Here is a 6,757-nt window from a genome sequence, read left to right on the forward strand (position 1 = left end):
AGTGCGGCACGTTCGGCCATTTGGCGAGGGCCTGCCTGACGATGTCATCCATGGTCGACGAATTTGGAGCAATAGCCGAACACCCGCGCCGACAGCCAGTCGAGGCGGCCGGGGAACGGCCCGGTCATGAATCCCGCGTGCCCGCCGGCTGCGGGCTGGTCGAGCTCGACGGCCGGCGATACGTCGGCCGGGCCCGGTAGCGCCGATTCAGGCAGGAACGGGTCGTTGCGGGCGTTGAGGATCAGCGTCGGGACGTCGATCGCGGGCAGCAGCGGCCGTGTCGTCGCCTTGGTCCAGTAGTCGTCCGCATCCGCGAAACCGTGCAGCGGCGCGGTCACGATCTCGTCGAAGTCGCGCATCGTCACGGCCTGCAGCATCGCTTCGCGGTCGAACAGCCCCGGGTACTGGTCGAGCTTCGCGAGCGCCTTGCGCTTGAGCGTCTTCAGGAAGCTGCGCGTGTAGACCATCGCAAAGCCTTGCGACAGCGCGCGCCCGCCGGCGTGCACGTCGATCGGCGTCGAAATCGCGGCGGCCGCCCGCAGGATCGACGTGTCGCTGCGATGCTCGCCGAGCCAGCGCAGCAGCACGTTGCCGCCGAGCGACACGCCGGCCGCGACCAACGGCCCGCGATGCTGCGCGGCGAGCCGGCGCAGGATCCAGTCGACTTCGGCGCTGTCGGCGAGATGGTAGAAGCGCGGCTGGCGGTTGATCTCGCCGCTGCAACTGCGGAAGTGCGGCACGACGGCGTGCCAGCCCTTCGCGCGCGCGGCGGCCATCATCGCGAGCGCGTAGTGCGAGCCGGAGCTGCCTTCGAGGCCGTGGAACAGCACGAACAGCGGCGCATCGGGCGCCGGCGCCGCGCTGTCGAGATGCGCGACCCAGTCGAGATCGATGAAGTCGTGGTCGGGGGTTTCCCATCGCTCTCGTCGGTAAGCGACGACGGGGCGTCGCGCGAACAGCGCGGGCACGATGGTTTGCGCATGGCTGTTGGGCAGCCAGCGTGGTGCGCGATAGCGCAGAATGTCGTCGTCGGGGGCCGGAGCCCCGGTCAGCGGCGAGGTGGGCGGAGAAGCCGTACTCATGATCGCCCCGCGTATGCGTTGCTTCGTCTTTTCGTCAGTGCAGCGGACCCTGCCCGTGACGGATCTTCGCGGCGAATTGTCCGGCCGCTTGTTCAGGAATCGGGCTCGCGTGAATATGCGCGATGCGCCACTCGCCGCGTTCGTGAATCATCACGTACGTGGCGAAAACCATGTCGGGTTCGGCCGTCAGGTCGGCCTGCTGATGCGCTTCGGCGATCGTATAGACGACCGTGCCGAGGCTGTCGTACACGCGGATGTCGAGCGGCTCGATCGTCACGGGGCGCGTGGCGAGCCGGTTGGCGAGCCCGCTGCGGATCTGGTCGAGGCCGTGCAGATGCTCGCCGTCCGCCCATACGCAGCTGGCGAAATCCTCGTCGATCCACAATCCCAGCAGCGCGTCGAGATTGGCATCGGCGACGGCCTGGTAGTAGGCGTTCAGCGTATCGGCGGCGGCTTCGAAAAGGCGGGCAAAACGTGGCATCGGGGTTATCTCTCGCGCGCGTCGCGCGCCGTATTCAGCACGGCGGCCCGGATGGAGCCGCCGTACACCGGTGAATCGGATTGCCCGGCGCGCCGTGCGACGCTGCCGGCCAGGGTCAGCGTTGCCCGACGAGCATGCCGCGCAAATCGCCGAATACCTGCTCGGGACCGAGTTCGCGCAGGCACTTCAGGTGGCCGAGCGGGCACTCGCGTTCGAAGCAGGGACTGCATTCGAGATGAAGCCATTGTACCTTCGCCAGATCCGACAGCGGAGGGGTGTGGCGCGGATCGGTCGATCCGTACAGCGCGACGAGCGGCCGGCGTAGCGCGGCGGCAACGTGCATCAGCCCCGAATCGTTGGTGACGACCGCGTTCGCGCGCGCGATCAGCGCGCACGCTTCCGACAGCGACGTCTGCCCGCACAGGTTGCGCACGTTCGGCGCGTGGTCGGCGATGGCCTGCGCGGCCGCCGCATCCTTCTGCGAGCCGAGCGCGACGATCTGCGTGTACGGGAACGACTGGTGGACGATGTTGGCGAGCGACGCGAAATGCTCGGGCGGCCAGCGCTTGGCCGGGCCGTATTCCGCGCCGGGGCAGAACACGACGAGCGGCTTGCGCGTGTCGAGATTGAAACGCGCGGACACGCGCGCCGTCTCGTTCAGGTCGGCGTCGAGGCGCGGCGGCGGCAGCGTCTTCATCGACTCGGGCAGCTTCGCGCCCGGCGCGTACGCGAGCGCCGCGTAGTGGGCCGTCATCGGCGGCCGCTCGCCCGACTTGTCGGGGTTCGCGTGCCGCACGTTCAGCAGCCCGTAGCGGTGCTCGCCCGTGTAGCCGACCCGCAGCGGGATGTTCGCGAGCCACGGGATCACCGCGGACTTCAGCGAATTCGGCAGCACGTACGCCGCGTCGTAGCCGACGTCGCGCAGGTCGCTCGCGAGCTGCCAGCGGCGCAGCAACTGCAGCTTGCCGTGCGCGAGATCGGTCGCGTAGACATCGTGGATCTCCGGCATCCGCTCGAGCACGGGCGCGACCCACGAGGGCGCGACGGCATCGATCGCGATGCGGGGATGGTTCTTCTTCAGCAGCGCAAAAAGCGGCTGCGCCATCAATGCGTCACCGATCCAGTTCGGTGCGATAACCAGCGCTCGACGCATCAGGTCGACTTCCGATGTCGTAATGAAGCACGGCGCTCAGGCGCCGCGTTCGGGTTGCCAGAATGGAGAAGGGCGGCGCGCCGGGGATCCGGCTGCGCAGCCTTGCGGGTCGGCGGGCCTGCAAGCCCGGCCGCCGGGGCTCAGTGGCCCTTGACGACCTCGCCGTCGCGCAGCTTGTAGCGCGTGCCGCAGTACGGGCAGCGCGCCTCGCCGTGCGAGACGTCGATGAAGACGCGCGGGTGCGCGCTCCAGCGCGCCATGGCCGGGTTCGGGCAGTACGCGGGAAGATCCTTGGCCGTCAGCTCGACCAGCGGCATTTCCTTGATTTCACTCATGAGACTTTCTCTTATCACTCTTTTGTGGGGCGGTCGGTGGCGCGGCGCGCTCAGACCTTCGTCAGCCAGTGCGCGTACTTCGCGTTCTTGCCCGACACGATATCGAAAAACGCCGACTGGAGCTTTTCGGTGATCGGGCCGCGCGCGCCGCTGCCGATCGTGCGGTTGTCGAGCTCGCGGATCGGTGTGACTTCGGCGGCCGTGCCGGTGAAGAACGCTTCGTCGGCCGTGTAGACCTCGTCGCGCGTGATGCGCTTCTCGATCACCTCGATGCCGGCGTCGCGCGCGAGCGTGATGATCGTGTCGCGGGTGATGCCGTCCAGGCACGACGCGAGATCGGGCGTGTACAGCTTGCCGTTGTTCACGAGGAAGAAGTTCTCGCCGGAGCCTTCCGACACATAGCCGTCGACGTCGAGCAGCAGTGCCTCGTCGTAGCCGTCGGCGGTCGCTTCCTGGTTCGCGAGGATCGAGTTCACGTACCAGCCCGACGCCTTCGCGCGCACCATCGACACGTTCACGTGGTGACGCGTGAACGACGACGTCTTCACGCGGATGCCCTTCGCGAGGCCGTCCTCGCCGAGGTACGCGCCCCACGGCCACGCGGCGATCGCGACGTGGATCGTGTTGCCCTTGGCCGACACGCCGAGCTTTTCCGACCCGACCCAGATGATCGGGCGCAGGTAGCACGACTCGAGCTTGTTCTCGCGCACGACTTCGAGTTGTGCGGCTTCGAGCGTTTCCTGGTCGAACGGCACGTCCATCTGGAAGATCTTCGCCGAATTCAGCAGACGTTTCGTGTGCTCGCGCAGGCGGAAGATCGCGGTGCTGCCGTCGGCCGTCTTGTACGCGCGCACGCCTTCGAAGACGCCCATGCCGTAGTGCAGCGTGTGGGTCAGGACGTGGATCGTGGCATCGCGCCAGTCGATCAGCTTGCCGTCCTTCCAGATCTTGCCGTCGCGGTCGGCCATTGACATAGGATTCTCCTGGAAGCAGTGAGGTGCAGCGGGTTATGTGCAGCGTTGAGCCGGAAAGACGCTTATTTTAGCGTCATTTGGCGTCAACCCGGTCGGTCTGCGCGGGGCCGGCGCTATAATCGCCCGGTACCGATTCCAATAATGACGGGCCGTGCCGGCAGGAGGCGCCGCCGCCCCGACGAACCGCCCGCTGCGGCCCGTTTCCCATGCTCGCTCGATTGTCCGCCACCGACCGCTTCGCGCTGATCCAGGGCGCACGCGACTATTCCCCGACGTTGATGGCGATTTTCTCGTGGGGGCTCGTCACGGGCATCGCGATGAGCAAGTCGGTGATGACGCTCGGGCAGGCAAGCGCGATGTCGCTGCTGGTCTACGCGGGCTCGTCGCAGCTCGCGGTGCTGCCGCTCCTCGCCGCGAAGCTGCCGATCTGGACCATCCTGCTCACGGCCGCGATGGTCAACACGCGCTTCGTGATCTTCAGCGCCGGGCTCGCACCCCATTTCTCCTACCTGCCGCTGTGGCGGCGCCTTGCAATCGGCTATTTCAACGGCGACGTGATCTACCTGCTGTTCCAGAAGCAGGGCTTCGCGAACGGCTACGTGCCGGGCAAGGAAGCGTACTTCTGGGGGATGGCGCTCGCGAGCTGGGCGTCGTGGCAGGTTTCGTCGCTCGCCGGCATCCTGCTCGCGAGCTTCTTTCCCGCGAGCTGGGGGCTGGAGCTGGCCGGCACGCTCGCGCTGATCCCGATCATGGTGTCGGCGGTCGCGAACCGCTCGACGCTCGCGGCCGTCGCGGTGGCCGGCGTCGTGTCGCTCGTCGCGTTCGACCTGCCGTACCGGCTCGCGCTGCCGCTCGCGGTGCTCGCCGCGCTCGCGGCCGGCAGCATGGCCGATTTCTTCGTCGAGCGGGCCGACTGGCGGCGCATCCGCACCGAAACCGTGCATGACAAGGAAATCGAATGAGCGCGACGGACATCTGGATCGTCATCATCGGGATGACGATCGTCACGGCGGTCACGCGCGCGCTGTTCCTGATCGGCGGCGAGCGCACCGTGCTGCCCGAGCGCGCGCAGCGCGCGATGCGCTACGCGCCGGCGGCGGCGCTGGTCGCCGTCGTGCTGCCCGACGTGCTCGAAACGCCGGCCGGGCTGTCGTTCGCGCTGTCCAACCATCCGTTCTACGCGGCGCTCGCCGGCCTCGGCTGGTTCTTGTGGCGGCGCAGCATGCTCGGCACGATCGTCGTCGGGATGCTCGTATTCACCGTCCTGCGCCTGATCTTCTGATGGATCGCCGTGCAGGCCCGCCGGGCCCCGGCCGCTTGCGCGGGTGCATTGCTGCGTTGCGGCAATGTGTCCGTTCCCACTCGCGATCCCAAATAGGCGGAATTCGCCGCCCGCGGGGCAGTCTGCCGGGTGGATCGGCTAGAATGCCCGTTCGAGATTTTTTACCCGTGCGCGTCATGCGAACCGCCAGCCACGGCCGCATCCGGCGCCCTTTCGCGGCAGCCCGCGCACGTCCAGCGTGAACCCCCTTTCCCCATCCACTACTTCAATCTGTTCAACATGAGCCAAGTCAAGCGTCTTACCGACCTGATCGCCGCCGGCCAGCTCGCCGGCAAGCGGGTATTCATCCGCGCCGACCTGAACGTCCCGCAGGACGACCAGGGCAACATCACCGAAGACACGCGCGTGCGCGCGTCCGTGCCGGCCATCCAGGCCGCGCTCGACGCCGGCGCGGCCGTGATGGTCACGTCGCACCTCGGCCGTCCGACCGAAGGCGAATTCAAGCCGGAAGATTCGCTCGCGCCGGTCGCGAAGCGCCTCGCCGAGCTGCTCGGCCGTGACGTGCCGCTCGTCTCGAACTGGGTCGAGAACGGCGTGAACGTCGTGCCGGGCCAGGTCGTGCTGCTCGAGAACTGCCGCGTGAACAAGGGCGAGAAGAAGAATTCGGACGAGCTCGCGCAGAAGATGGCGAAGCTCTGCGACGTATACGTGAACGACGCGTTCGGCACCGCGCACCGCGCGGAAGCCACCACCCACGGGATCGCGAAGTACGCGCCGGTCGCGTGCGCGGGCCCGCTGCTGGCCGCTGAACTCGATGCGCTCGGCAAGGCGCTCGGCGCCCCGGCCCGCCCGCTGGTGGCGATCGTCGCCGGCTCGAAGGTGTCGACCAAGCTGACGATCCTGAAGTCGCTGGCCGGCAAGGTCGACCAGCTGATCGTCGGCGGCGGCATCGCGAACACGTTCATGCTCGCGGCCGGCCTGTCGATCGGCAAGTCGCTCGCGGAAGCCGACCTCGTCAACGAGGCGAAGGCGATCATCGACGAAGCGCGCGAGCGCGGCGCGTCGGTGCCGATCCCGACCGACGTCGTGACGGCCAAGGAATTCTCGCCGACGGCCGTGGCCACGGTGAAGCAGGTCGCCGACATCGAAGCGGACGACATGATCCTCGACATCGGCCCGGATACGGCCAAGGCGCTCGCGAGCCAGCTCGAGAAGGCCGGCACGATCGTGTGGAACGGCCCGGTCGGCGTGTTCGAGTTCGACCAGTTCGGCAACGGCACCAAGACGCTCGCGGAAGCGATCGCCAAATCGTCCGCGTTCTCGATCGCGGGCGGCGGCGACACGCTCGCGGCCATCGCGAAGTACGGCATCCATGACCAGGTCAGCTACATCTCGACGGGCGGCGGCGCCTTCCTCGAGTTCCTCGAGGGGAAGAAGCTGCCGGCAGTGG

Annotated in this window: 8 protein-coding genes; 3 read left to right on the top strand and 5 right to left on the bottom strand. The window is 67.7% G+C overall.

What is annotated here, in order from left to right; all coding sequences use genetic code 11:
- Positions 1-44: 44 nt before the first annotated feature.
- The 5 genes from JYJ84_RS24835 to JYJ84_RS24855 form a co-directional block, all read right to left on the bottom strand.
- A complete protein-coding gene (locus JYJ84_RS24835; RefSeq protein ID WP_122946179.1) occupies positions 45-1,082 on the bottom strand; it encodes a hydrolase in 1,038 nt (345 codons plus the stop codon).
- A gap of 34 nt (positions 1,083-1,116) precedes the next feature.
- Positions 1,117-1,563: a nuclear transport factor 2 family protein gene (locus JYJ84_RS24840; RefSeq protein ID WP_006749968.1), complete on the bottom strand. Its 447-nt coding sequence runs from the start codon at positions 1,561-1,563 to the stop codon at positions 1,117-1,119.
- A gap of 115 nt (positions 1,564-1,678) precedes the next feature.
- The gene (gene waaF, locus JYJ84_RS24845; RefSeq protein WP_122946178.1) at positions 1,679-2,716 is read right to left on the bottom strand and encodes a lipopolysaccharide heptosyltransferase II; all 1,038 of its coding nucleotides are present in this window, start codon (positions 2,714-2,716) and stop codon (positions 1,679-1,681) included.
- 140 nt (positions 2,717-2,856) lie between these two features.
- Positions 2,857-3,051 carry a zinc-finger domain-containing protein gene (locus JYJ84_RS24850; RefSeq protein ID WP_006749970.1) on the bottom strand — a complete coding sequence of 65 codons (195 nt, stop codon included), beginning with the start codon at positions 3,049-3,051 and terminating at the stop codon, positions 2,857-2,859.
- A gap of 50 nt (positions 3,052-3,101) precedes the next feature.
- Positions 3,102-4,025 (bottom strand): branched-chain amino acid transaminase, encoded by a 924-nt coding sequence (locus JYJ84_RS24855; RefSeq protein ID WP_089451211.1) that lies wholly within the window; start codon positions 4,023-4,025, stop codon positions 3,102-3,104.
- Positions 4,026-4,231: 206 nt separating this feature from the next.
- Between JYJ84_RS24855 and JYJ84_RS24860 the strand changes: the two genes are divergently transcribed.
- From JYJ84_RS24860 to JYJ84_RS24870, 3 genes are all read left to right on the top strand, one after another.
- Positions 4,232-4,987, top strand: coding sequence for an AzlC family ABC transporter permease (locus JYJ84_RS24860; protein WP_043190241.1), 756 nt, complete (start codon positions 4,232-4,234; stop codon positions 4,985-4,987).
- Positions 4,984-5,307, top strand: coding sequence for an AzlD domain-containing protein (locus JYJ84_RS24865; RefSeq protein WP_043190239.1), 324 nt, complete (start codon positions 4,984-4,986; stop codon positions 5,305-5,307). Before JYJ84_RS24860 ends, JYJ84_RS24865 begins: the two co-directional genes overlap by 4 nt.
- A 279-nt stretch (positions 5,308-5,586) precedes the next feature.
- On the top strand, positions 5,587-6,757 hold a 1,171-nt coding region (locus JYJ84_RS24870), incomplete at its 3' end, for a phosphoglycerate kinase (protein WP_205189570.1).

The organism is Burkholderia sp. LMG 13014 (assembly GCF_905232215.1).
GTDB lineage: Bacteria > Pseudomonadota > Gammaproteobacteria > Burkholderiales > Burkholderiaceae > Burkholderia.

Bases quoted from the DNA above. Each gene is read 5' to 3' on its own strand.
- JYJ84_RS24835 (WP_122946179.1), bottom strand. From the start codon at position 1,082: ATGAGTACGGCTTCTCCGCCCACCTCGCCGCTGACCGGGGCTCCGGCC.
- JYJ84_RS24840 (WP_006749968.1), bottom strand. From the start codon at position 1,563: ATGCCACGTTTTGCCCGCCTTTTCGAAGCCGCCGCCGATACGCTGAAC.
- waaF (WP_122946178.1), bottom strand. From the start codon at position 2,716: ATGCGTCGAGCGCTGGTTATCGCACCGAACTGGATCGGTGACGCATTG.
- JYJ84_RS24850 (WP_006749970.1), bottom strand. From the start codon at position 3,051: ATGAGTGAAATCAAGGAAATGCCGCTGGTCGAGCTGACGGCCAAGGAT.
- JYJ84_RS24855 (WP_089451211.1), bottom strand. From the start codon at position 4,025: ATGTCAATGGCCGACCGCGACGGCAAGATCTGGAAGGACGGCAAGCTG.
- JYJ84_RS24860 (WP_043190241.1), top strand. From the start codon at position 4,232: ATGCTCGCTCGATTGTCCGCCACCGACCGCTTCGCGCTGATCCAGGGC.
- JYJ84_RS24865 (WP_043190239.1), top strand. From the start codon at position 4,984: ATGAGCGCGACGGACATCTGGATCGTCATCATCGGGATGACGATCGTC.